At 71.3% G+C, this 22,468-nt stretch carries 16 protein-coding genes and 1 pseudogene; 14 read left to right on the top strand and 3 right to left on the bottom strand.

The annotated features are described in order from the left end of the window. Nucleotides 1–74 precede the first annotated feature (74 nt). Nucleotides 75–2,021, bottom strand: a complete 1,947-nt coding sequence (locus BIU91_RS12550) for a glycoside hydrolase family 15 protein (protein ID WP_071405719.1) — start codon at nucleotides 2,019–2,021, stop codon at nucleotides 75–77. A 78-nt stretch (nucleotides 2,022–2,099) separates the two neighbouring features. Further along, nucleotides 2,100–3,164, bottom strand: a complete 1,065-nt coding sequence (locus BIU91_RS12545; RefSeq protein WP_071405718.1) for a phosphatase domain-containing protein — start codon at nucleotides 3,162–3,164, stop codon at nucleotides 2,100–2,102. A gap of 153 nt (nucleotides 3,165–3,317) precedes the next feature. Here BIU91_RS12545 and BIU91_RS12540 point away from each other — a divergent pair, with 153 nt between their 5' ends. The 13 genes and pseudogenes from BIU91_RS12540 to holA all read left to right on the top strand — a co-directional run bounded on the left by BIU91_RS12540 (nucleotide 3,318) and on the right by holA (nucleotide 20,475). Beyond that, nucleotides 3,318–3,965, top strand: coding sequence for a TetR/AcrR family transcriptional regulator (locus tag BIU91_RS12540; protein ID WP_071248156.1), 648 nt, complete (start codon nucleotides 3,318–3,320; stop codon nucleotides 3,963–3,965). Between the two features lie 229 nt (nucleotides 3,966–4,194). After that, on the top strand, nucleotides 4,195–5,121 hold the full coding sequence (locus BIU91_RS12535) for an ATP-binding cassette domain-containing protein (protein WP_027465271.1): 927 nt from the start codon (nucleotides 4,195–4,197) through the stop codon (nucleotides 5,119–5,121). Beyond that, a complete protein-coding gene (locus BIU91_RS12530; RefSeq protein WP_027465272.1) occupies nucleotides 5,118–5,834 on the top strand; it encodes an ABC transporter permease subunit in 717 nt (238 codons plus the stop codon). Before BIU91_RS12535 ends, BIU91_RS12530 begins: the two co-directional genes overlap by 4 nt. Further along, complete coding sequence (locus BIU91_RS12525) at nucleotides 5,831–6,559, top strand: ABC transporter permease (RefSeq protein ID WP_071405717.1); 729 nt, start codon at nucleotides 5,831–5,833, stop codon at nucleotides 6,557–6,559. The genes BIU91_RS12530 and BIU91_RS12525 overlap by 4 nt, the downstream gene beginning before the upstream one ends. Next, nucleotides 6,556–7,479 carry an ABC transporter substrate-binding protein gene (locus BIU91_RS12520; protein WP_111225145.1) on the top strand — a complete coding sequence of 308 codons (924 nt, stop codon included), beginning with the start codon at nucleotides 6,556–6,558 and terminating at the stop codon, nucleotides 7,477–7,479. Before BIU91_RS12525 ends, BIU91_RS12520 begins: the two co-directional genes overlap by 4 nt. Before the next feature lie 273 nt (nucleotides 7,480–7,752). Further along, entirely contained in the window at nucleotides 7,753–9,165 is a 1,413-nt protein-coding gene (locus BIU91_RS12515) for a cytochrome ubiquinol oxidase subunit I (protein WP_071405716.1), read from the top strand. 16 nt (nucleotides 9,166–9,181) lie between these two features. Beyond that, nucleotides 9,182–10,186 carry a cytochrome d ubiquinol oxidase subunit II gene (gene cydB / locus BIU91_RS12510; RefSeq protein WP_071405715.1) on the top strand — a complete coding sequence of 335 codons (1,005 nt, stop codon included), beginning with the start codon at nucleotides 9,182–9,184 and terminating at the stop codon, nucleotides 10,184–10,186. A gap of 10 nt (nucleotides 10,187–10,196) precedes the next feature. Beyond that, complete coding sequence (gene cydD / locus BIU91_RS12505) at nucleotides 10,197–11,873, top strand: thiol reductant ABC exporter subunit CydD (RefSeq protein WP_071405714.1); 1,677 nt, start codon at nucleotides 10,197–10,199, stop codon at nucleotides 11,871–11,873. Then, on the top strand, nucleotides 11,870–13,558 hold the full coding sequence (gene cydC / locus BIU91_RS12500) for a thiol reductant ABC exporter subunit CydC (RefSeq protein WP_071405713.1): 1,689 nt from the start codon (nucleotides 11,870–11,872) through the stop codon (nucleotides 13,556–13,558). The genes cydD and cydC overlap by 4 nt, the downstream gene beginning before the upstream one ends. 50 nt (nucleotides 13,559–13,608) lie before the next feature. Next, on the top strand, nucleotides 13,609–16,170 hold the full coding sequence (gene leuS, locus BIU91_RS12495) for a leucine--tRNA ligase (RefSeq protein ID WP_111023137.1): 2,562 nt from the start codon (nucleotides 13,609–13,611) through the stop codon (nucleotides 16,168–16,170). A gap of 107 nt (nucleotides 16,171–16,277) precedes the next feature. Continuing rightward, nucleotides 16,278–17,039, top strand: coding sequence for a ComEA family DNA-binding protein (locus BIU91_RS12490; protein WP_071405711.1), 762 nt, complete (start codon nucleotides 16,278–16,280; stop codon nucleotides 17,037–17,039). 9 nt (nucleotides 17,040–17,048) lie between these two features. After that, nucleotides 17,049–18,827: pseudogene (locus BIU91_RS19530) on the top strand (ComEC/Rec2 family competence protein); the annotation flags it as partial. Nucleotides 18,828–19,455: 628 nt separating this feature from the next. After that, on the top strand, nucleotides 19,456–20,475 hold the full coding sequence (holA, locus tag BIU91_RS12480) for a DNA polymerase III subunit delta (RefSeq protein ID WP_027465301.1): 1,020 nt from the start codon (nucleotides 19,456–19,458) through the stop codon (nucleotides 20,473–20,475). 208 nt (nucleotides 20,476–20,683) lie between these two features. On the opposite strand, the gene rpsT is transcribed toward holA, so the two are convergent. After that, the gene (gene rpsT / locus BIU91_RS12475; protein WP_017886662.1) at nucleotides 20,684–20,944 is read right to left on the bottom strand and encodes a 30S ribosomal protein S20; all 261 of its coding nucleotides are present in this window, start codon (nucleotides 20,942–20,944) and stop codon (nucleotides 20,684–20,686) included. Nucleotides 20,945–21,166: 222 nt separating this feature from the next. Here rpsT and BIU91_RS12470 point away from each other — a divergent pair, with 222 nt between their 5' ends. Further along, the gene (locus tag BIU91_RS12470; protein WP_071405724.1) at nucleotides 21,167–22,333 is read left to right on the top strand and encodes an aminotransferase class I/II-fold pyridoxal phosphate-dependent enzyme; all 1,167 of its coding nucleotides are present in this window, start codon (nucleotides 21,167–21,169) and stop codon (nucleotides 22,331–22,333) included. Nucleotides 22,334–22,468: the final 135 nt, after the last annotated feature.

The raw sequence follows: 22,468 nt of genomic DNA, 5'->3' as shown, positions 1-22,468 counted from the left end.
CGTGTCATCGAGACGCCGCCAGATCCGGCGGCGTCTCGGCGGCTTCGAGGCGTCGCGCGAAGACGACGGCGTCTTCAGGCGGGGGAGCCGGCGCGCTCACCCTCGCCCGTCCACGAGCGGGTGCCGCCGTCGTGGACGGGCAACCGCGTGCGGTGCCCGACGGTCGCGCCACGGGCGCGCTCGATGGCGTCCGCTGCCGACACGAGCGTCAGGTGCGACAGCACCTGCGGCGTGTTGCCGATGTGGTGTCCGGTGGCGACGTCGATCTCCTCGGAGAGCATGCCGACGTCGTTCGCGTACCCGACGAGCACGTCCATCAGGCGCTCGGCGTCCTCGACCCGGCCGGAGGCGGCGTACTGCTCCACCAGCCAGAACGAGCACGCCAGGAACGGGTGCTCGGCGCCGGACAGCCCGTCGAAGCCGGCCGTCGTGCGGTAGCGGAGCACGAGGCCGTCGTCGCCGACGCGCAGGTCCTCCTCGATCGCGCGCACGGTGCCCGTCATCCGGGGGTCGTCGGCGCGGCAGAACCCGACCTGCGGCAGGACGAGCAGGCTCGCGTCGACCTCGTCGGTGTCGTAGTGCTGGCGGAACGAACCGCGCTCGGCGTTCCAGCCGTGCTCCTCGATCTCGGCGCGGACGGTGTCGCGCAGGGAGCGCCAGCGGTCGACGGGGCCCTCGAGGCCGAACTCCTCGACCGCGGCGACCCCGCGGTCGAACGCGGCCCAGATCATCACCCGCGAGTGCGTGAAGCTGCGCCGCGGCCCCCGCATCTCCCAGATGCCGTTGTCCGGCTCCTGCCAGTGCTCCTCGACGTAGCCGAGCAGTGCCCGCTGCAGCGCCCAGGAGTCTGCGTTCTCCTCGACCCCGAGCTCGCGGGCGTCGTGCAGTGCCGCGAGCACCTCGCCGAAGACATCGCCCTGGTACTGCGTCGAGGCGCCGTTGCCGACGCGCACGGGCGTCGACCCGAGGTACCCGGGCAGCTCGGGCAGTTCCCGTTCGGGCAGCTCGCGTTCGCCGGCGATGCCGTACATGATCTGCACGTCGGCGGGGTCGCCCGCGATGGCACGCAGCAGCCAGCCGCGCCAGTGCGTGGCCTCGTCGCGGTAGCCGTGGGCGATGAGCGACGCGAGCGCGAGGGAGGCGTCGCGCAGCCACACGTAGCGGTAGTCCCAGTTGCGTTCGCCGCCGGGGTCCTCCGGCAGGCCCGTGGTCGCGGCGGCGACCACGCCACCGGTCTCGCCGTGGGTCATCGCGCGGAGGAACACCAGCGACCGTCGAGCGGCGTCGGCGTACCGGCCGGTGGTCTGCGCGGGGGCGGTCCACGCCGTCCACCACTGCACCGTGTGGGCGAGGGCCGCGTCGACGTCGAGCGGCTCCGGCGGTTCGCGGTGCGACGGGTACCAGGTGAGCACCGTGTCGAGCACGTCGCCGTCGTGGATCGTCGTGACGGCGGTGTGCCGGTGGTCGTCGGCCCGGAACTGCGGCCCCCGGACGATCACCGAGCCCGGACCGGCCGTCGCGAGCAGCGCCGGTTCGTCCTCGTCCCCGATCTGCCGGATCCACGGTAGGGCCCGTGCGTAGTCGAACCGGATCCGGAGCGTCTGCCGGAGTTCGACGGTGCCGCGGAGCCCGCGCACCCGGCGGACGATCGAGGGGCGGTGCGCCCCGACGGGCATGAACTCGGTGACCTCGACCACGCCGTCACGGGTGGTCCACACGGTCGAGAGCACCAGGGTGTCGCCGTGGTACCGCCACTGGGCCGTGGCCTCGTCGTCGACGGGTCGCAGGGTCCAGTGGCCGTGGTCCTCGGTGCCGAGCAGCGAGGCGAAGGTGGACGAGCTGTCGAAGCGCGGCAGGCACGCCCAGTCGATGGTCCCGTCTCGGCCGACCAGGGCAGCGGTGCCGGTGTCGCCGATCAGGGCGTGGTCCTCGATGCGGTTCGGCGGCGTGGTCGATGCGGCTGGGTGCGGTGCGGCTGGGTGTGGTGCGGCTTCGGGCGGTGCGGCCGGCTCGGTGCTCATGGACCGATCGAACACCCGGTGCCCGAGCGCCGCGGTCGGCCACGGGTGCTCCGGGCCGAGAACGTGATGAAGGGTCGCTCAGGCCGGGTCGGAGGCGTCGGACTCGATGATGCCGACCCGCGCGAACTCGCTCCACAGGCCGGCGCCGTCCGGTGCGTACACCCAGGGCGCCGACGAGTCACGGGAGCGTTCCTGCGCCCGCGAGCGTCCACCGGCCAGGACCGCTTCGCTCGTGGACAGCTGCCGGATGGCGACGCCCGCGACGTTGTCCGGGTGCTCCCGCGAGAAGTCGCCGTAGAGGCTCTCGTCGTGCTGTCCGTCGTCGCCGACCAGGAGCCAGCGGATGTCCGGGAAGTCCTTCGCGAGCCGCCGCAGGTTCTCCTGCTTGTGCAGCTGCCCGCTGCGGAAGAACCGGTCGTGGGTGGGACCCCAGTCGGTGAGCAGGAGCGTGCCGGACGGGTACATGTTGCGCGACAGGAAGCGCTGCAGCGTCGGGGCCACGTTCCACGCCCCGGTCGACAGGTAGACCGTCGGGGAACCGGGGTGCTGCGCGAGGATCCGTTCGTACAGCACGGACATGCCGGGCACGGGGCGGCGGGCGTGCTCGGTCAGGACGAACGAGTTCCAGGCGGCGAGCATGGGGCGGGGGAGCGAAGTCACCATCACGGTGTCGTCGATGTCGGACAGCAGCCCGAAGCGGGTGTCCGGGTGCACGACGAACACGTCGGCCTCGACGTCGCGCCCGCCGCCTGCCGACAGCCGCACCGTGCGCCAGCCGGGCTCGAGGTCGATCGGGACGATGGTGTCGACGACACCGCCACGGTCGGTCTGCACCACGTGGGAGACGCCGCCGGCGGTGACGGTGACCTCGGCGTGGTCGACGGCGACGCTCGTGAAGCTCTTCCAGCCGCGGACTCCGGCGTAGGAGACGTCCGAGGCGAGACCCCGGCGGGTGAGGAGCACACGGCAGAGGATGCGCACCCAACCGGGCGCGCCGTAGCCGGTGTACGGGACCACCGTCGGGACGAGTCCGCGACGGCGTGCACGGTGCTCGCGGAACTCCTGGACGGCGTCCTCGATGCGGGCCGCGCGGTGCAGGAGCGGCTCGGCCAACGACGGCTCGTGGGGCGTCGGGTCGGGCATGGCGTCATCCTCCCACGGGCGGCTGACGAAACCCGCGCGCTGCACAGAACTGGTGCGTCGCAAGTGGTGAGTCGCAGCCACGTTCCAGGTGCGTTCTGCGAAAGTTGTCCCCGTCACACCAACCAACCGCGCTGGAGCGCAAGAGGAGAACACGTGCTCGTCACCGAGGTAACGAACGCTCTGCCGGGGGGATCATCACTGCTCAGGAACGAGCCGGTCCAAGCCCGCAGTTCGGCGCGCCTCGCCGGCCTCCTCGACGCCGCAGCCGCGGTGATCGACGAGATCGGGTTCGAACGGCTCACGACCGCCATGGTCGCCGAGCGCGCGGGGGCGTCGATCGGCACCGTCTACCGGTACTTCCCGGACCGCATCGCCGTGGTCGAGGCACTCGCGATCCGCTGCACCCAGCGGCTCGCCTCCCGCTTCGTCGAGGCGCTCGACGCCAGTGGCGCAGAGACCTGGCAGGACGCCAACGACGCGCTCATCGACATGACCGCCGAGATGTACCGCACCGAGCCCGGCTTCCGGGCCATCCGCTTCGGCGACCCGGCGGACACCGGTACCGGTGACGCCGAGGACCGCATGGGCGCGCTCGGCGCGACCGTCGGCCAGATCATGCGCGACCGCTTCGGGCTGCCGGACGACGAGCACATCACCCGCGCGTGGGTCGTCCTCGCCGAGTCCGGTCACGCGGTGCTGGCGCGGGCGCACCGCGACCGCGAGCACCCCGACACGGAGCTGATCGAGGAGTACCGCCGGATGAACCGTGCGCACCTGGAATCGGTGATCGCCGCTTCCTGACCGTCCCGTCGAACCGGCGCGACACGCCGGAGACCGAACCGATCCGCCCGCGCCTCCGAACACCGAGGCGCGGGCGTCGTCGTCCCCGCCGATCCCGCGGTGCCCGTCGGCATCCCCACCGGCCTGTGCACCGCCGCGGGTCCGTCACGGATCGTCACAGCGAACCGATGTCGGCGCCCCCGGGTACTCTCATCCGGAGTCGGGCTACCTCCGAACAGAAGGGCACCCCATGATCGAGTTCCGCTCGGTGCGCAAGACCTACCCGGACGGCACGACTGCGGTCGAGCACTTCGATCTGGTCATCCCGTCCCGGACCACCACCGTCTTCGTCGGATCCAGCGGCTGTGGCAAGACCACCCTGCTCCGCATGATCAACCGCATGGTCGACCCCACGTCCGGAACCGTCGAGATCGACGGCTCGGACGTCGCCGGGATCAACCCCGTCGAGCTCCGTCGCCACATCGGGTACGTGATGCAGAACTCCGGGCTGCTGCCGCACCGCAAGGTCGTCGACAACATCGCGACCGTCCCGCTGCTGACCGGCGTCTCCAAGGCCGACGCCCGCAAGCGCGCCCTCGAGCTCATGGACACCGTCGGACTCGACCGTGCCTTCGCCGACCGCTACCCGTCACAGCTCTCCGGCGGCCAGCAGCAGCGCGTCGGAGTGGCCCGCGGCTTGGCCGTCGACCCGAACATCCTGCTCATGGACGAGCCGTTCGGTGCCGTCGACCCGCTGGTGCGGAACGACCTGCAGGACGAGCTCATCCGCCTGCAGCGCGAACTCGGCAAGACCGTCGTGTTCGTGACGCACGACATCGACGAGGCGTTCAAGCTCGGCGACCAGGTCGTCATCCTCAAGAAGGGCGGCGAGATCGCCCAGCAGGGGACGCCGGCCGAGATCCTCGCCGCACCCGCCGACGACTTCGTCGCCACGTTCATCGGCGCCGGCCGCGGGCGCCGCGCGCTCCGCGTCGAGCAGACCCCGACCGGTCCGATCGTCGTCGACGGCGAAGGCCGTGCAGCCGGCGTGCTGACGGGCCCCGTCGGGGTCGTCGACGCCGCCGAGGCCGTCCCGCAGTCCGACTCCCGAGCAGCAGAGGCCGGAGCGTCCCACGACGCACCGGGTGCTCCGGCGCAGGGTGGGGGCACCCGGTGAAGTGGGTGCTGGCGAACCTCGACACGATCTGGGACAACACCTTGTCCCACCTCGCGATCGCGATCCCGCCGATCATCGTCGCGTTCCTGCTGTCGATCCCGATCGGGTGGCTGGTGGTCCGGCTGCAGCGCCCCGGTGGGTCGCGCTTCGCATCGGGTGTGGGCAGCAGCATCGTGACCCTCGCCGGTCTGCTCTACGCCATCCCCTCACTCGCCCTGTTCGTCGCCCTGCCGAGCATCATCGGCACCGGCCTGCAGAGCCCGATCAACGTCGTCATCGGTCTGACCCTGTACGGCCTCGCACTGATGGTCCGTTCCACGGTGGACGGGCTGACCTCGGTCGACTCCGAGACCAAGTCCGCGTCGACCGCCATGGGCTACTCGCCGGCGCAGCGGTTCTTCCGTGTTGAGCTCCCGCTCGCCGGTCCGGTCCTGCTGGCCGGCCTCCGGGTGGTCTCGGTCTCCACGATCTCGCTGACCACGGTCGGCGCGGTCCTCGGCATCCCGAGTCTCGGCCTGCTCTTCACCGACGGCCTGGGGCGCGGGATCTACGAGGAGATCCTCTCCGGCATCGTGATGGTGCTCGTGCTCGCCTTCGCCCTCGACGGCCTCCTCGTGCTGCTCGGGCGCCTGGTCATGCCGTGGACCCGGACGAACTCGGTGTCACGCCGACAGGCTCGCCGAGTCCTGCAAGCAGCGGAGGTCTCCTCGTGATCATCGGTCAGGCCTTCGCGTGGGTGTTCGACCCCACGAACTACGGCGGGTACAACGGCATCCCCACACGACTCTGGGAGCACGTCTGGATCACCCTGCTCGCGGTGCTCATCGCCGCGGTCATCGCCGTGCCGGTCGGGTACGCGATCGGCCACACCCGCCGCGCTCGTGGCTTCTCGATCGCGGTGTCCGGCGGGGTGCGGGCGCTCCCGACGCTCGGCGTGCTCTCGCTGTTCGGGCTGCTGCTCGGCATCGGGCTGCAGGCTCCCTTGCTCGCCCTCGTCATCCTGGCGATCCCGTCGGTGCTCGCCGGTGCGTACTCCGGCATCGAGTCCGTCGACCCGGGGGTCGTCGACGCCGCGAAGGCCCAGGGCATGACCGGCTGGCAGATCCTGTGGAAGGTCGAGATCCCGCTCGGGCTCCCGCTGCTGATCGGTGGCATCCGCGCCGCGGTGCTGCAGGTCGTCGCGACGGCCACGCTCGCCGCGTACGTCGGGGCCGGTGGCCTCGGCGGGTACTTCTTCCTCGGCCTGAAGACCCAGGACTACGCCGAGATGCTCGGCGCCTCCATCCTCGTGATCGCCCTCGCGATCGCGTTCGAGATCGTGTTCGCCGTGCTGCAGCGGGCGGCGGTGCCGAAGGGCACCGCGGACCCGTCGGCCCGACAGCGTCAGGGGTCGCGTGAGCGAGCCCGCAATCCACTCCCGGAAGGAAATCCCTCGTGATCACAGCACCCAAGATCCGCGCCGGTGTCGCCGCCGCGATGGCGGTCGGCGTCGTCGCCGCCCTCGCCGGCTGCGCGTCGAGCGACCCGCTCGACAGCGGTTCCAGCGACTCGTCCGACTCGAAGACCATCGTCGTCGGTTCGCAGCAGTACTACTCGAACGAGATCATCGCCGAGCTGTACGCCCAGGTCCTCGAGAAGGACGGCTTCGACGTGAAGCGCAACTTCAACATCGGGCAGCGTGAGGTCTACATCCCGCAGCTCGAGAAGGGCGCCATCGACGTCATGCCCGAGTACAGCGGCAACCTGCTGCAGTACTTCGACAAGGACTCGGACGCGAAGACCGCCGACCAGATCGACGACGGGCTCGACAAGGCCCTGCCGAAGGGCCTCCGGGTCCTCGACGAGGCCGACGCGACGGACCAGGACAGCTACACCGTCACGAAGAAGTTCTCCGAGGACAACGACGTCACGAGCCTGGCCGACCTGAAGAACGTCGACGAGAAGCTCACCGTGGGTGCCAACTCCGAGAACCAGACGCGGCCGTACGGCCCGAAGGGGCTCAAGTCGGTCTACGGCGTCGACGTCGACTTCAAGGCGATCGAGGACGGCGGCGGGGCCCTGACCGTCAAGGCGCTCAAGGACGACACCGTCCAGCTGGCCGACATCTACACCGCCGACCCGAGCATCAAGGCGAACGGCTTCGTCACGCTCAAGGACCCGGAGAACCTGATCCTGCCGCAGAACGTCGTGCCGGTCGTCTCGAAGAAGGTCAACGAGAAGGCTGCGGACGCGATCGACTCGGTCAACGAGAAGCTCACGACCGAGGCCCTGATCGAGCTCAACACCAAGAGCACGGCCGACAAGGAGAAGGCGTCCACCATCGCCGAGGACTGGCTCAAGGCCGAGGGCCTGCTGTAACCACAGCCCTGCGAACAAAGCGACAGGCGTCGGGTATCCACCCGGCGCCTGTCGTCGTTCATGGAACAGGCAGCCCGAACATCCGTGCCGCACGGTTGTGCCGTGCAAGGGCTGTGCACGTTTGTGCACGGAGTCGTTCTACAACTTGTCGAAGTGTGATGCAGCGCGATAGCGTTGGGGTGTCCCAAGGGCTGTGACACCTGATGTATCCGTTCCACAGGAAGCAACTGACGTGCACGAACAGCGCGCGGCCACCCGTCTCGGAATCGCCGCATGAACGACCTCCTCGATCCGCTCCTCCTGTCGCGGTGGCAGTTCGGTCTGACGACCATCTACCACTTCCTCTTCGTCCCGCTGACGATCGGCATGGCAGCCGTGGTGGCCGTGTTCCAGACCGCCTGGTACCGGACCGGCCGCGCGCACTACCTGCAGCTGACGCGGTTCTTCGGGCGGATCTTCCTGATCAACTTCGCGATGGGCGTCGTGACGGGCATCGTGCAGGAGTTCCAGTTCGGCATGAACTGGTCGAACTACTCGCGCTTCGTCGGTGACGTCTTCGGCGCACCGCTCGCGCTCGAGGGGATCCTGGCGTTCTTCTTCGAAGCGGCCTTCATCGGCATCTGGATCTTCGGCTGGGACCGCCTGCCCAAGGGGCTGCACCTGGCGAGCATCTGGTGCGTGAGCGCGGGCACGATCATGTCGGCGTACTTCATCATCGCCGCGAACGCGTTCATGCAGCACCCGGTCGGCTTCGCGATGAACGAGGCCAAGGGCCGTGCGGAGCTCACCGACATCTGGGCGGTGCTCGGCAACAAGGTCGCCCTGGCCGCGTTCCCGCACACGCTCTTCGCCTGCTTCATGGTCGCCGCGGCGGTCATCATCTCGGTCGCGGCCTACCACCTGGCCCGCAACCAGAACCTCGAGACGATGCTGCCGGCGCTGAAGTTCGGCATGTGGACCATGCTCGCGGCCGGCGCGTTGACCGTCCTGACCGGCGACCAGCTCGGCCTGACGATGGTCGACACGCAGCCGATGAAGATGGCGGCGGCGGAGGCGCTGTACAACACCGCGACCGGCAAGGACGCCTCGTTCTCGATCTTCACGCTCGGCACCCCCGACGGCGTGCACGAGCTGTTCTCGATCCGGGTGCCGTACCTGCTGTCGTTCCTGTCGACGCACACGTTCAACGGCACGGTCGAGGGCATCAACGACCTGCAGGCGCAGTACACGCAGGTGTACGGCCCCGGCGACTACAAGCCGATCATCTGGGTCACCTACTGGTCGTTCCGCTGGATGATCGCCCTCGGTGTCGGCGCGGTCATGGTCTCGCTGGTCGGGCTGTGGCTGACCCGCAAGGGCCGGTTCCCGACGCAGCGCTGGGTGTGGCGCATCGCCACCTGGACGGTGCCGCTGCCGATGGCCGCGATGATCGTCGGTTGGGTCTTCACCGAGATGGGCCGCCAGCCGTGGCTCGTGTTCGGGCTGCTCCAGACGAAGGACGGTGTGTCGCCGAACGTGACCGGGCTCGAGGTCCTCATCTCGCTGCTGGTCTTCACCCTGATCTACGGCTCGCTGGCCGTCGTCGAGTTCAAGCTCATCAAGAAGGTCGCGCAAGAGGGGCCCGCCGACCCGGACGAGGTCGACGAGGAGACCGGCGAGGTCAAGCACGAAGTGACGGTCTACTAGAAATGGACGCTGCCTGATGGATCTCCCCGTTCTCTGGTTCGCGATCGTCGGCGTCTTCTTCGTCGGCTACTTCGTCCTCGACGGATTCGACTTCGGTGTCGGCATGTCCCTGCCGTTCCTCGGCAAGGACGACACCGACCGTCGGGTCCTGATCAACACCATCGGCCCGGTCTGGGACCTCAACGAGACCTGGGTCATCGTCGCCGGGGCCTGCCTGTTCGCGGCGTTCCCGGAGTGGTACGCCACGATGTTCTCCGGCTTCTACCTGGCGCTGCTGCTCATCCTCGCTGCACTCATCCTGCGAGGGGTGTCGTTCGAGTACCGGCACCAGAACAAGCACCTCGAGTGGAAGCGCCGCTTCGACCTGATGATCATCGTCGGCAGTGCCGTGCCGTCGTTCCTGTGGGGCGTCGCGTTCGGCAACGTCGTCCGTGGCATCCCGATGGACGCCGGGCACAACTACACCGGCACGATCTTCGACCTGCTCAACCCGTTCGCGCTGCTGACCGGTGCCGCGACGCTGCTGGTGTTCTTCACCCACGGGGTCGTCTTCGTCGCGCTGAAGACCGAGGGCGACATCCGCGTCCGCGCCAAGCGCCTGGCGACCCGGGCCGGCATCGTCACGATCGTCGTCGGCGCCGCGTTCCTGGTGTCGATGGCCTTCGTCCGGGCCACCCCGGCCTCGCTGGTGCTCTCCGTGGTCGCCGCCCTCACCCTGGTGCTCGCGGTGCTCTGCAACGCCTGGGGCAAGGAGGGGCGTGCCTTCACCCTGATGGCGGTCACCATCGCCGCGATCGTGCTCGCGATGTTCACGGCGATCTTCCCGGACGTCATGCCGGCCTCGAACGACGTCGCGAACAGCCTGAACGTGTACAACGCCTCGTCCGGGTCGTACACGCTGACCGTGATGAGCTGGGTCGCGCTGATCTTCGTGCCCCTGGTCTTCGCGTACCAGGCCTGGACCTACTGGGTGTTCCGCAAGCGCGTCTCCCGCGCCCAGGTCACCGCGGCCGCGCACTAGGCGGACGACGATGAAGCCCCTCGACCCCCGACTCCTGCGGTTGTCCCGGACGGCGCGCGGCTTCATCGTCGCCGCCGCCGGCACCGGTGTCCTCCGCACGCTCGCGACCATCGCGATCGCGTGGGGGATCGCCGCGGCCGTCACCCTCGGGGTCGACGCGGTCGGCGACGGCACGGTGCCGGCGGCGTTCGGGCAGGCGCTCGCGCTGCTCGGCGGGGCGTTCGTCCTGCGTGCGGTGGCCGCGTGGGCGACCGACGACCTGGCGGCACGCGCAGCGGCGAAGGTGAAGAGCGAGATGCGCACGACGGTGCTCGCCCGCGCCGCCGAGCGCGGTCCGTCGTGGCTCGCGGGCCGGTCGAGCGCCGGCTTCGCCACCACGCTCGGCCCCGGGCTCGACGCACTCGACGCCTACTTCGGCCGGTACCTGCCGCAGCTCGCGCTCACCGCGATCGCGACGCCGATGCTCCTGGTCGCGATCGGCCTGGGCGACCTGACCAGCGGGTTGATCATCCTCTTCGCCCTACCCGTGATCCCGGTCTTCATGATCCTGATCGGCCTGGCCACGCAGTCGCTGCAGCGGAAGCAGTCGGACGCCCTCGCGAAGCTGGGTGGCGCCTTCACCGAGGCCGTCGAAGGGCTCGCCACGCTCAAGGTCTTCGGCCGTGCGCGCCGCCAGGTCGGTCGCATCGGGGTGGTCACCGACGAGTACCGTCGCGGCACGATCGGCGTCCTCCGGCTGTCCTTCGTGAGCGGCTTCGCGCTCGAGCTCGCCGCGAGCCTGTCCGTCGCACTGGTCGCCGTCTCGATCGGCATCCGCCTGGTGGATGGCTCCCTCGGCCTCGGCGCCGCGATGTTCGTGCTCGTGCTGGCACCGGAGGCCTTCGCCCCCATCCGCCAGGTCGGCGCCGACTTCCACGCCGCCCAGGACGGCGTCGAGGCGTCGGCCGCGGTGCTCGACGTGCTGGCCGACGACGAGACCGCATCACCGTCCGCGACCGGCAGCAGCGGCGGCAGCGGGACCGACACGGACCCCGCAGCACCCGCATCCGCCCTGGACGTCCGCGGGCTCACCGTCCGCCGACCCGACGTCGTGATCGGACCGTTCGACCTGCACGCCGAGCCCGGCACCGTCGTCGTGCTGGCCGGCCCGAGCGGTTCCGGCAAGTCGAGCATCATCGCCGCCCTCCGCGGCGTCCTGGCGCACGACGGTGTCGTCACCGTGCCCGGCCCGGCCGGTGCCTCCGTTGCCGAGCGCACCACCTGGGCCGACCAGCGCCCGCGTCTCGTCCGCGGGACGATCGCCGAGAACGTCGCGCTCAGCGCGACCCCCGACGACGCCGACGTGCGCACCGCGCTGGGCGACGCGGGGCTGGGACTCGACCCGGGCCTCCCGGTCGGCGCCGGTGGCAGCGGACTGTCCGGCGGCCAGGCACAGCGTGTCGCCGTCGCCCGCGCGCTGTACCGCGCACGCCGCGCCGCCACGCCCCTCGTGCTGCTCGACGAGCCGACGTCCGCGCTGGACGCCGAGGCCGAAGAACGCGTCATCGCGGCCGCCCGTGCCCTGGCGGCCGACGGCGCCGTCGTCGTGGTCGCCAGCCACCGACCCGCGGTCGTCGCCGCGGCGGACGTCCGCGTGGACGTCCGCGCCGGCGGGTCCGTGACGGTCCGCAGGGGGGTGCGCGCATGAGCCGGGAGGCCCGTGGCGGCTCCGTCCTGCGGCTCGCGATGCCGCACGGGTCGGGTTGGGCGAAGGCGGTCGCCGCCGGGTCGCTCAGCGCGGTCTGTGCCGTCGCGCTCCTCGCCGCGAGCGGCTACCTGATCACCCGTGCCGCCGAGCACCCGCCGATCCTGTACCTGACGCTCGTGATGGTCGGGGTGCGCGCGTTCGCGCTGGGGCGTGCGGTGCTGCGCTACGTCGACCGGCTCGCCGGGCACGACGCGTCCTTCCGGCAACTGGCCGTGGTGCGGACGGAGATGTACCGGCGGCTGGCGTCGATCGCTCCCGCGGGGCTCGGGCGGACCGGACGCGGCGACCTCATGACGCGCCTGGTGACCGACACCGACCGGCTGCAGGACCTGCCGATCCGCGTCGTCGGCCCACTCGTCTCCGCCGGGGTCGTCGCGGTGCTGTCGGTCGTCGCCGTGGCGCTCGTGTCGGTGCCGGCGGCGCTCGTGCTCGTCCTCGCGCTGGCGGTCGCGGCCCTGGTCGGCACGATCGTCACCCGGGCGATCGCCGAGCGTTCGGACCGCGAGACCGCTGCGGACCGGGGGCGCGTCGCGGACCTCGTGCTCGACACCGTCCGGACGCTCGACGTCTTCGCCGCCTACGGCACCCTCGATGAGCGGCTCGCGCACATCGCCCGGCTCGACGCGGGCGTCACCCGGGCCGTCCGGCGCCGTGGCACGGTCGAGTCGCTCGTCGGTGCGCTCGTCGGCCTGGTCGGAGGCGGTGCGGTGATCGGGATCCTCGTCGTCGGTGCCCCCGCCGTGGTGTCCGGTGCGCTCGACGGTCCGCTCTGGGCCCTGGCGGTCTTCGTGCCACTGGCGCTCTTCGAGGTCGTCGGGACCGTCCCGCTCGCCGTCCTGACGCTCCGCCGGGTGCGTGCTGCGGCCGAACGGGTCGAGCAGGTCGTGCCCGCCGAGGTGCCCGTCGGCATCGTCCCCGAGCCCGACGAGGACGCCGACCCGGCGTCGCTCGTGGTCGAGGGGCCGGTCACGCTCGCGGTGCAGGACCTGACCGTCCGCTGGCCCGGTGCTGCCGAGCCCGCGGTCGACGGGGTCTCGTTCACGCTCAGCCCCGGCGAGGTCGTCGTGCTCCAGGGGCCGAGCGGTGCCGGCAAGTCCACCCTGGTCGACGCGCTCGTCCGGTTCGTGGAGCACGAGGGCTCCTACACGCTCGACGGCGTCGAGGCGAAGGCGATGCACCCCGACGCGGTGCGGGCCCGGGTCGGCCTGATCGAACAGGACCCGTTCGTGTTCGACCAGTCGGTGCGGCAGAACCTGCTCTTCGCCCGCGAGACCGCGACCGACGAGGAACTGCTCGCCGTGCTCGACCGGGTCGGCCTGGGGGACTGGGTCGTCCGGCGGGGCGGGCTGGACGCCTCGGTCGGGGAACGCGGCGTGCTCGTGTCCGGCGGCCAGGCGCACCGGCTCGCGCTCGCCCGCGCACTGCTGCACGCGTTCCCGGTGCTGGTGCTCGACGAACCGACCGCCGACGTCGACCCGGACCTCGGGGACACCGTGCTGCGCGACCTCGTCACCACGGCCCGCGCAGCGGGTCGGACGGTCGTCATCGTGTCGCACGTCCCGGTGGCGCCGGACCTGGTCGACCGCACCCTGCGGATGCGGGACGGGCGCCTGCTCGCCGGGTGAGCCGACAGGCGGACGCGGGACGGGCCTCCCGGCTTGTATCGTTGACGACCGTGACCACCGAGCAGCACGCCGAGGACCCGAACGCCTACGACTTCCGTCGTATCCAGGAGAAGTGGCAGCCCCGCTGGGAAGAGCTCGGGCTCTTCACCACCGACCTCGACGACACCCGTCCGCGCAAGTACATCCTCGAGATGTTCCCGTACCCGTCCGGCGACCTGCACATGGGGCACGCCGAGAACTGGGCCCTCGGGGACTTCGTCGCGCGCTACTGGCGCCAGCAGGGCTTCAACGTGCTGCACCCGATCGGCTGGGACTCGTTCGGGCTGCCCGCCGAGAACGCGGCGATCAAGCGCGGGGTGGACCCGAAGGACTGGACCTACGCGAACATCGAGCAGCAGAAGGCGTCCTTCAAGCGCTACGCGCCGTCGTTCGACTGGACCACCGAGATCCACACCTCGGACCCCGAGTACTACAAGTGGAACCAGTGGCTGTTCCTGAAGATGTACGAGAAGGGCCTGGCGTACCGAAAGGACAGCTGGGTCAACTGGGACCCGGTGGACCAGACCGTGCTCGCGAACGAGCAGGTCCTGCCCGACGGCACCTCGGACCGCTCCGGCGCCGTCGTCGTGAAGAAGAAGCTCACGCAGTGGTACTTCAAGATCACCGAGTACGCCGACCGGCTGCTCGACGACCTGAACCAGCTCGAGGGGCGGTGGCCGGCGAAGGTCATCGCGCAGCAGCGCAACTGGATCGGCCGCTCGGTCGGTGCCGACGTCGACTTCGTGATCGAGGGCCGCGACGAGCCCGTCACGGTATTCACCACCCGTCCGGACACGATCCACGGGGCGACGTTCCTGGTCGTCGCGCCGGACTCCGACCTGGCGGCTGAGCTGGTCGCCGACCCGTCGGTGCCGGCCTCGGTCCGTGACGACTTCGACGCCTACCTGACGGCGACGCAGAAGACGTCCGAGATCGACCGGCAGAACGCCGACCGCCCGAAGACCGGCGTGCCGCTCGGCCGGTCCGCGATCCATCCGCTCACGGGGGAGCGCCTGCCCATCTGGGCCGCCGACTACGTGCTCGCCGACTACGGCCACGGCGCCGTGATGGCCGTGCCCGCGCACGACCAGCGCGACCTCGACTTCGCGCGGGCGTTCGACCTGCCCGTCAAGGTGGTCGTCGACACGAACGCCGCCGTCACCGGCGCGATCCCGGTCATCCCCGAGGGCGCGACGCTCGACGACTTCGACGTGCCGACCCTCGACCCGGTCGCCACCGGCGAAGCGCTGACCGGTCAGGGCCGGATGATCAACTCCGGGCCGCTCGACGGCATGTCGAAGCAGCACGCCATCACCGCTGCCATCGCGCTGCTCGAGGAGCGCGGCACCGGCCGTGCCGCCAAGACCTACCGCCTGCGCGACTGGCTCATCTCGCGCCAGCGCTTCTGGGGCACCCCGATCCCGATCATCCACGGCGCCGACGGCACCGAGCACCCGGTGCCCGAGGACCAGCTGCCGATCGTGCTGCCCGACACCGAGGGGCTCGACCTCAAGCCGAAGGGCACGTCCCCGCTCGGTGGCGCGACCGACTGGGTGAACGTCCCGAACCCCGTCGACGGCACGCCCGCGCTCCGCGACACCGACACGATGGACACCTTCGTCGACTCGTCGTGGTACTTCCTGCGGTTCCTGTCGGCGAACGACGACACCCAGGCGTTCGATCCGGCAGCCGCACGCCGCTGGGCTCCGGTCGACCAGTACATCGGCGGCATCGAGCACGCGATCCTGCACCTGCTCTACGCCCGCTTCGTCACGAAGGTCCTGTTCGACCTCGGGTACCTCGACTTCACCGAGCCGTTCTCGGCGCTGCTCAACCAGGGCATGGTGCTGTCCGGTGGCTCGAAGATGTCGAAGTCGAAGGGCGGCGTCTCGCTCGGTGACGAGCTCGACGCGAACGGGGTCGACGCCATCCGCCTGGTGATGGGCTTCGCGGGCCCGCCGGAGGACGACATCAACTGGGAGGACGTCTCCCCGTCCGCCTCCGCACGGTTCCTGGCGCGGGCGTACCGCCTGGCGCTCGACGTCACGTCCGCACGCGACGTCGTGTGGGCCGACGGCGACCGGGCTCTCCGCCAGGTCACGCACCGGTTCCTCGCCGACGCCCCCGGGATGATGGAGTCGTTCAAGTTCAACGTCGTGATCGCGCGACTGATGGACCTGGTCAACGTCACCCGCAAGGCGATCGACAGCGGCCCCGGTGCCGGTGACCCCGCCGTGCGCGAGGCCGTCGAGACCATCGCGCTCGGGCTGAGCGTCTTCGCGCCGTACACCGGCGAGGAGATGTGGGAGCGGCTGGGCTACGAGGCCACCGTCGCCACGTACGGCTGGCGGAAGGCCGACCCGACGCTGCTCGTGCAGGAGACCCTGACCGCCGTCGTACAGGTCAACGGCAAGGTGCGTGACTCGTTCGAGGTGTCGAAGTCGATCGAGGCGGACGAGCTCGAGCAGCTCGCACGGTCGTCGGCGAACGTGCAGCGGTACATCGGTGACCGCGAGATCGTGAAGGTGATCGTCCGGGCGCCGAAGCTCGTGAACATCGCCATCAAGGGGTAACGACCGTCGCTGGCGTCGTCCCTCACAGCAGGGGCGTTCGCGGCACCCGTCCACTGGTGTGACCTCCGGAGCCCGGCCGATCGGCCGGGCTCCGTAGCGTTCGGGGCATGTCGTCCCCGTCGTCTCCCGGAACCTGGTGGTCCCGTCTCGCGCTGTCACCGCGGGCCGCCGTGGTGCTGGCGGCTGTCGTGGTGGTGGTCGCCGTCGTCGTGGTGCTCGTCGGGGCGCTGGTGTCGGGTGGTGGCGAGGGTGCTGGAGGAACGGGCGGGGTCGTCGTGCGTGGGGCGCCGACGGCCGGTGCGGCGTCGGGCGGACCGTCGCCGTCGGCTGGTGCGTCTGCCGGTGCTGCTCCGTCCGCTCCTGGCGCCGGGCGCGTCGTGGTGCACGTGCTCGGGGCGGTGCGGCGGAGCGGTGTGGTCGAGTTGCCGGCATCGAGCCGGGTCGGTGACGCGCTCGAACGTGCTGGTGGGGCCACCGATGACGCCGACCTCGACCGGCTGAACCTGGCGCGGGTGCTGACGGACGGCGAGCGGTTGTACGTGCCGCGGGTCGGGCAACAGGAGGTGCCCGAGGCACTCGGACCGGAGGCGGACGGTGCTGCCGCCGGGCCGACTGCCGGGGCCGGGGCCGGGGCCGGGAGCGGCGGTGGCGCGGCGGGCACCGGGGGCGAGGAGTTCGCCGTCGTCGACCTGAACACCGCCGACCAGGCCGTGCTCGAGACCCTGCCCGGCATCGGACCGGGGCTGGCCGGGCGGATCATCGCTTGGCGTGACGAGCACGGCCGGTTCACCGCGGTCGAGGACCTGCTCGACGTCAGCGGCATCGGCGACGTGCGGTTCGCCGAGCTCCGCGATCGTGTGCGGGTCTGAGGGGCGACGGTGCAGCTCGCGCCGAGTGCGATCGACCTGCGGGTCGCGGTGCCGGTGGCGGTCGCCTGGATCGCGACCGCCCTGCTCGTCGGCGTGCCCGACGTGGCAGCCGTGGTCGGTGGGGCCGCGGCGCTCCTCACCGGCGTCAGCGGGATCGTGCTCCGGTGGCGACGGGGCACCGGGGTCGTGCCGGTCGTCGCCGGGCTCCTGCTCGTCGCGGGGGCCCTGACGACGCTGCTCGCGGTGTCGGTCACCGTGGGGGAGTCCCGGCGGGCTCCGGAACCGCTGCGTGCGCTCGTCGCCGGGCCGGGGGCAGGGCGCGTCGACGTCGAGGCGGTGCTGACCCGCGACCTCGTGCCGGGTGACCGCTCCGTCACCGCGACGCTCGTGCGTGCGGACGACCTCGACGGGCTCCGCGTGCCGGTCCGGCTCGTTCCCGACCAGCACGGCGGTGCACCGGGAGCCGTGCTGGCAGCCGGTGCCCGGGTCACCGTGACCGCCGCCGTGCAGCCGGACGAACCCGGATCGGCGACCGCGTTCGTGGCGTTCCTGCGCGGGGCGCCGTCGTCAGTGCCGCCCGACGGGCTGCTCGGCGCCACCGACACCGCGCGACAGGCCTTCGTACGGGCCACTGCCGACCTGCCGCAGCCCGGAGCGGCACTGCTGCGCGGACTCGCGATCGGGGACCGCTCCGGCCTCGACCCGACGACCGAGGCAGCGATGGAGACCTCGGCGCTGACGCACCTGACGGCGGTGTCCGGGGCGAACTGCGCGGTGGTGGTCGGCCTCGTCGTGGTCCTCGGTCGTGCCTGCGGGCTCCCGAGAGGCCCCCGAGCGGCGGCGGCCGTCGGCGTGCTCCTGGTGTTCGTCGTGCTCGTGCGGCCCGACCCCTCGATCGTCCGGGCGACGGTGATGGCGATCGTGGTGCTCGTCGTGCACCTGGCCGGTCGACCGGTGCGGGGCGTCCCGCTCATCGCCCTCGCAGCGGTCGGCATGCTCGTCGTCGACCCCTGGTTCGCCCGGTCGTTCGCGTTCGCCCTGTCCGTGCTCGCCACGAGCGGGATCGTGGTGCTCGGCCCGCCGCTCACCGAGCTCCTGGCGCGTCGTGTGTGGCCGCCGCTCGCCGCGGCACTCGCGATCCCCGTCGCGGCGCAGGTGGCGTGCTGGCCGGTGACGATCCCGCTGTCGGCGGCGCTCCCGACCTACGCGGTGCCGGCGAACCTGCTGGCGGAGCCGTTCGCGCCGGTCGTCACGGTGGTCGGGCTCGCCGCGTGTGGCCTCGCTCCGATGTGGCCGGTGGGCGCGCAGGGACTCGCGGCCGTCGCGTGGGTCCCGGCCGCCGCCGTCGGGGGCATTGCACACGGGGCGGCCGCCCTGCCGTACGCCTCGGCACCCTGGCCGGCCGGTGTGCTCGGTGTGGCCGCCGCCGTGCTCGTGTGCGGCTGCATCGCGGTCGCCGTGCTGGTCCGGGGGCGGCTCGGCTCCCGGCTGCTGCTCGCCGCGGGGGTCGTGGTCGTGGTCGGTGTCGCAGCGGTCACCGTCCCGGTGCTCGTCGTCCGGGGATCGGTGCCGGGGGACTGGTCGGTCGCCGCGTGTGACGTCGGGCAGGGGGACGCCGTGCTGCTCCGCGGTGACGACGCCGTCGCGCTCGTGGACACCGGCGACGACGAGGAACGGCTCCGGGCGTGCCTGGACCTGCTCGGGGTCACCCGGATCGACCTGCTCGTCCTGACCCACTTCGACCGCGACCACGTCGGCGCGGTGGGCGCGGTGGCCGGCACCGTCGAGACCGCCCTGGTCGGACCCGTCGGCCGTGCGTCGGACGAACGGGTGGTCGACGACCTCCGACGTGCCGGTGTCGACGTGCGGACGGCCGACGACCGGGTCTCCGGAACCCTCGGGCCGCTCGCATGGCGTGTGGTGTGGCCGCTGGTCGGCGACCGTGCCGCCGGCAACGACGCGAGCATCGTGCTGGTCACGGGGCCGGTGGACGGAGACTCCTGTCCGGCCTGCCTGACCGGGGTCTTCCTCGGCGACCTGGGGGAGTCGTCGCAGCGTCGGCTCCGGAACGCCGGGGAGCTGCCGGTGGGGCCGATCGACGTCGTGAAGGTGGCGCACCACGGCTCGGCGGACCAGGACCCGCAGCTCTACCGAGGGCTCGCCGCGCGGGTCGGGCTCATCGGGGTCGGCGCGGACAACAGCTACGGACACCCGACGGAATCGGCCCTCGGCATGCTCGAGGCCGCGGGCACGCTGCCGCTCCGCACCGACGAGCTCGGCACCGTGGTGCTCGCCCGGTCCGGCAGCGACGAGGTGCGGGTGTGGACGGAGCGCTCGTCGTCGGCGGCCGCCCGTAGGATCGACGGTGCACCACTCGACCCGGCACCGTCCGGGCCGGCACCACCGGAAGGACCACATGGCCGCCAAGAAGCCCGCGCGCGCCGCAGCGAAGATCGACCAGGTGCCCTGGTCGGGGATCCGTCCGGCGCCCGTCGTGCTCATCACGGGGCCCGAAGCGTTCCTCGCCGACCGCGCCCGCGGTGTGCTGAAGGACCTGCTGCAGGGCGAGGACCCAGCACTCGAGGTGCACGACCTCGAAGCCGACCAGTACGCCCCCGGGCTCCTCGCGACACTCGCCAGCCCGTCGCTGTTCGGCGAGCCGCGACTCGTGCAGGTCACGAACGTCGAGAAGTGCACCGACGCCTTCATCACCGAGACGATCTCGTACCTGCAAGCCCCCGCCGACGACGTCACCCTGGTGCTCCGGCACGGGGGTGGTGTGCGCGGCAAGAAGCTCCTCGACACGATCCGCAGCGGTGTCGGCGGCGGGGTCGAGGTGCTGTGCGACGAGCTCAAGCGCGAGACCGACCGCATCGACTTCGTGAACGCCGAGTTCCGCGCCGCACGCCGCCGGATCGCGCCCTCCGCCGTCCGGACCCTGGTGACCGCGTTCGCCGACGACCTCGCCGAACTCGCCGCCGCCTGCCGACAGCTCCTGGCGGACGAGGCCGAGGAGATCACCGACAAGGTCGTCGACAAGTACTACGGCGGTCGCGTCGAGACGAACGCGTTCAAGGTCGCCGACATCGCGCTCGCGGGCCGGTCGGCACCGGCGATCGTCGAGCTGCGGCACGCCCTGGCCACCGGCGAGGCACCCGTGCCGATCGTCGCCGCGTTCGCGAGCAAGATCCGCACGATGGCGAAGGTCAGCGCCTTCCGGGGTCCGAGCGGGCAGGCGGCCTCGGCGCTCGGCATGGCGCCGTGGCAGGTGCAGCGCGCGCAGCGTGACGTCGCCGGCTGGAGCGAGTCCGGGCTGGCCAACGCGATCATCAGCATCGCCGAGGCGGACACCGCGGTGAAGGGTGGCTCGCGCGACGCGCACTACGCGCTCGAGGTCATGGTCCGCACCATCGCCCGACGCGGCGAACCCCGCTGAGGCGAGTCGGGCCTCCCGGCTGTCCAGCGCCGGTCGGCCGGCACTTCGTGAGCACAAATGGTCGGGTGCACCCTCGCGACCCGACCGTTTCTGCTCACGAAGCGAACCCAAAGCCCCACGCCGACCACCACACCGAACCAAAAGCCCCACGCACGACGAAGGCCCCGCACCAACGGTGCGGGGCCTTCGGACCAGAAGGGTCAGGACGTCAGAGCGACGAGACCTTCTTCGCGATGGCCGACTTGCGGTTCGCGGCCTGGTTCTTGTGGATGACACCCTTGCTCACGGCCTTGTCGAGCTTCTTCGACGCGAGGGCCAGGGCAGCAACGGCCTTGTCCTTGTCGCCGGCGGCGACGGCGTCGTTGGCACGACGGATGTGCGTCTTGAGCTCCGACTTGTAGGCCTTGTTGCGCTCGGTGGCCTTGAGGTTGGTCTTGATGCGCTTGATCTGCGACTTGATGTTCGCCATGAATTGCTCCTGCTCGTCTCGTACGGGTGGGCGCGACCGCAGGGTAGAGGGGCCCTTGGTCGCATCGCGTTCCACCCGTGGGCGGGGAACGCGGAAGCCAGCCACCAACACTACCAGGCAAGCGGGCTGCCACCAAAGCACGAAACACCGCCGGATCGGCGGAAGCCCGCGGCCGACCGCGCCGAAACCCCACGGCAACACGCACCGGATACCGTGACGGACATGCCCTCCCTCGCACCGCGCATCGACACCGTGCCCGCCTCCGGCATCCGGAGGGTCTTCGAGCAGGCAGCCCTGCTGCAGTCGAGCGGCACGGACGTCACGATGCTCGTGATCGGCGAGCCGGACGTCCCGGTGGCGCCGCACATCGGTGAGGCGGCCCGTCGTGCCTGGACCGAGGACCGCACCGGCTACACCCCGAACGGCGGGATCGCGCCCCTCCGCGAAGCCGTCCGCGACAAGCTCCGCCGTGAGAACCGGATCGAGGCCGACCTCGAGCAGATCTGGATGACGATCGGTGCGACGCAGGCGCTGTTCCAGGCGATGACGCTGACGCTGAGCCCGGGCGACGAGGTGCTCGTGCCGGACCCCGGCTACACGACCTTCACGATGAACGCCCACATCATCGGGGCGACCCCGGTGCCGTACCGGCTGGAGCCGCAGCACGGGTTCGAACCCGACCTGCAGGCCCTCGAGGCGAGCGTCACCGAACGCACCCGGGTGATCGTCGTCAACTCGCCGTCGAACCCGCTCGGCTCGGTCTTCGGCGAGGAGACCCTGCGCGCGCTGCTGGCCTTCGCGAAGCGGCACGACCTCTGGGTCATCAGCGACGAGGTCTACGAGTACTTCACCTACGGCACCCGGCACGTCAGCCTGGCGGCGCTCGACGAGGACGACCGCGTGTTCTCGGCGTTCTCGCTCAGCAAGACGTACGCGATGACCGGCGTCCGCGTCGGCTACCTCGTCACGCCGAAGGGGCTTGGCGCGACGATGCGGACCACGCAGGAGGCCATGATCAGCTGCGTCGCCGAACCCGACCAGTACGCGGCCCTCGCGGCGATCGTGGGGGACCACTCCGCGGTGCGCGACGCCCGGGAGCACTACCGCGCGAATCTCGAGGTCGCGAAGGAGACGCTCGACGCCGCCGGCATCCGGTACCTCGACCCGCGCGGGGCGTTCTACCTGTGGGTCGACATGTCGCACGCCTCCGACGGGGACATCGCCGAGTGGGCGCTCGGGTTCCTGCAGCGCGAGCGGGTCGCCGTCGCACCGGGCAGCGCCTTCGGACGCACCGGCGAGGGCTGGATCCGCGTCTGCCTCGCAGCCACCGCGGACGACCTCCGGCACGGCCTCGGTGCCCTGCCGGCTCCGGCGCACGCGACCGTCTGACGCGCGGTCCACACGGCCAGGAGGCCCGGTGCCGGTCGGCAGGACGGCGCACGGTGCGTGGTCCTCCACCTGGTGCGAGGCTGCTCGCCCCGTGCCGCGCAGCATCCGGTCACCGGGCGGTCAACTGCGCACGGC

The organism is Curtobacterium sp. MMLR14_002 (genome assembly GCF_001864975.1).
In the GTDB taxonomy this organism is placed as follows: domain Bacteria; phylum Actinomycetota; class Actinomycetes; order Actinomycetales; family Microbacteriaceae; genus Curtobacterium; species Curtobacterium flaccumfaciens.
This window is presented reverse-complemented; position numbering and strand designations above follow the sequence as displayed.

Excerpts from the sequence above, each read along its gene's own strand:
- BIU91_RS12515 (WP_071405716.1), top strand. The coding sequence starts at position 7,753 with ATGAACGACCTCCTCGATCCGCTCCTCCTGTCGCGGTGGCAGTTCGGT.
- cydC (WP_071405713.1), top strand. The coding sequence starts at position 11,870 with ATGAGCCGGGAGGCCCGTGGCGGCTCCGTCCTGCGGCTCGCGATGCCG.
- BIU91_RS12550 (WP_071405719.1), bottom strand. The coding sequence starts at position 2,021 with ATGAGCACCGAGCCGGCCGCACCGCCCGAAGCCGCACCACACCCAGCC.
- BIU91_RS12490 (WP_071405711.1), top strand. The coding sequence starts at position 16,278 with ATGTCGTCCCCGTCGTCTCCCGGAACCTGGTGGTCCCGTCTCGCGCTG.
- cydD (WP_071405714.1), top strand. The coding sequence starts at position 10,197 with ATGAAGCCCCTCGACCCCCGACTCCTGCGGTTGTCCCGGACGGCGCGC.
- BIU91_RS12545 (WP_071405718.1), bottom strand. The coding sequence starts at position 3,164 with ATGCCCGACCCGACGCCCCACGAGCCGTCGTTGGCCGAGCCGCTCCTG.
- holA (WP_027465301.1), top strand. The coding sequence starts at position 19,456 with ATGGCCGCCAAGAAGCCCGCGCGCGCCGCAGCGAAGATCGACCAGGTG.
- BIU91_RS12535 (WP_027465271.1), top strand. The coding sequence starts at position 4,195 with ATGATCGAGTTCCGCTCGGTGCGCAAGACCTACCCGGACGGCACGACT.
- BIU91_RS12470 (WP_071405724.1), top strand. The coding sequence starts at position 21,167 with ATGCCCTCCCTCGCACCGCGCATCGACACCGTGCCCGCCTCCGGCATC.
- rpsT (WP_017886662.1), bottom strand. The coding sequence starts at position 20,944 with ATGGCGAACATCAAGTCGCAGATCAAGCGCATCAAGACCAACCTCAAG.
- cydB (WP_071405715.1), top strand. The coding sequence starts at position 9,182 with ATGGATCTCCCCGTTCTCTGGTTCGCGATCGTCGGCGTCTTCTTCGTC.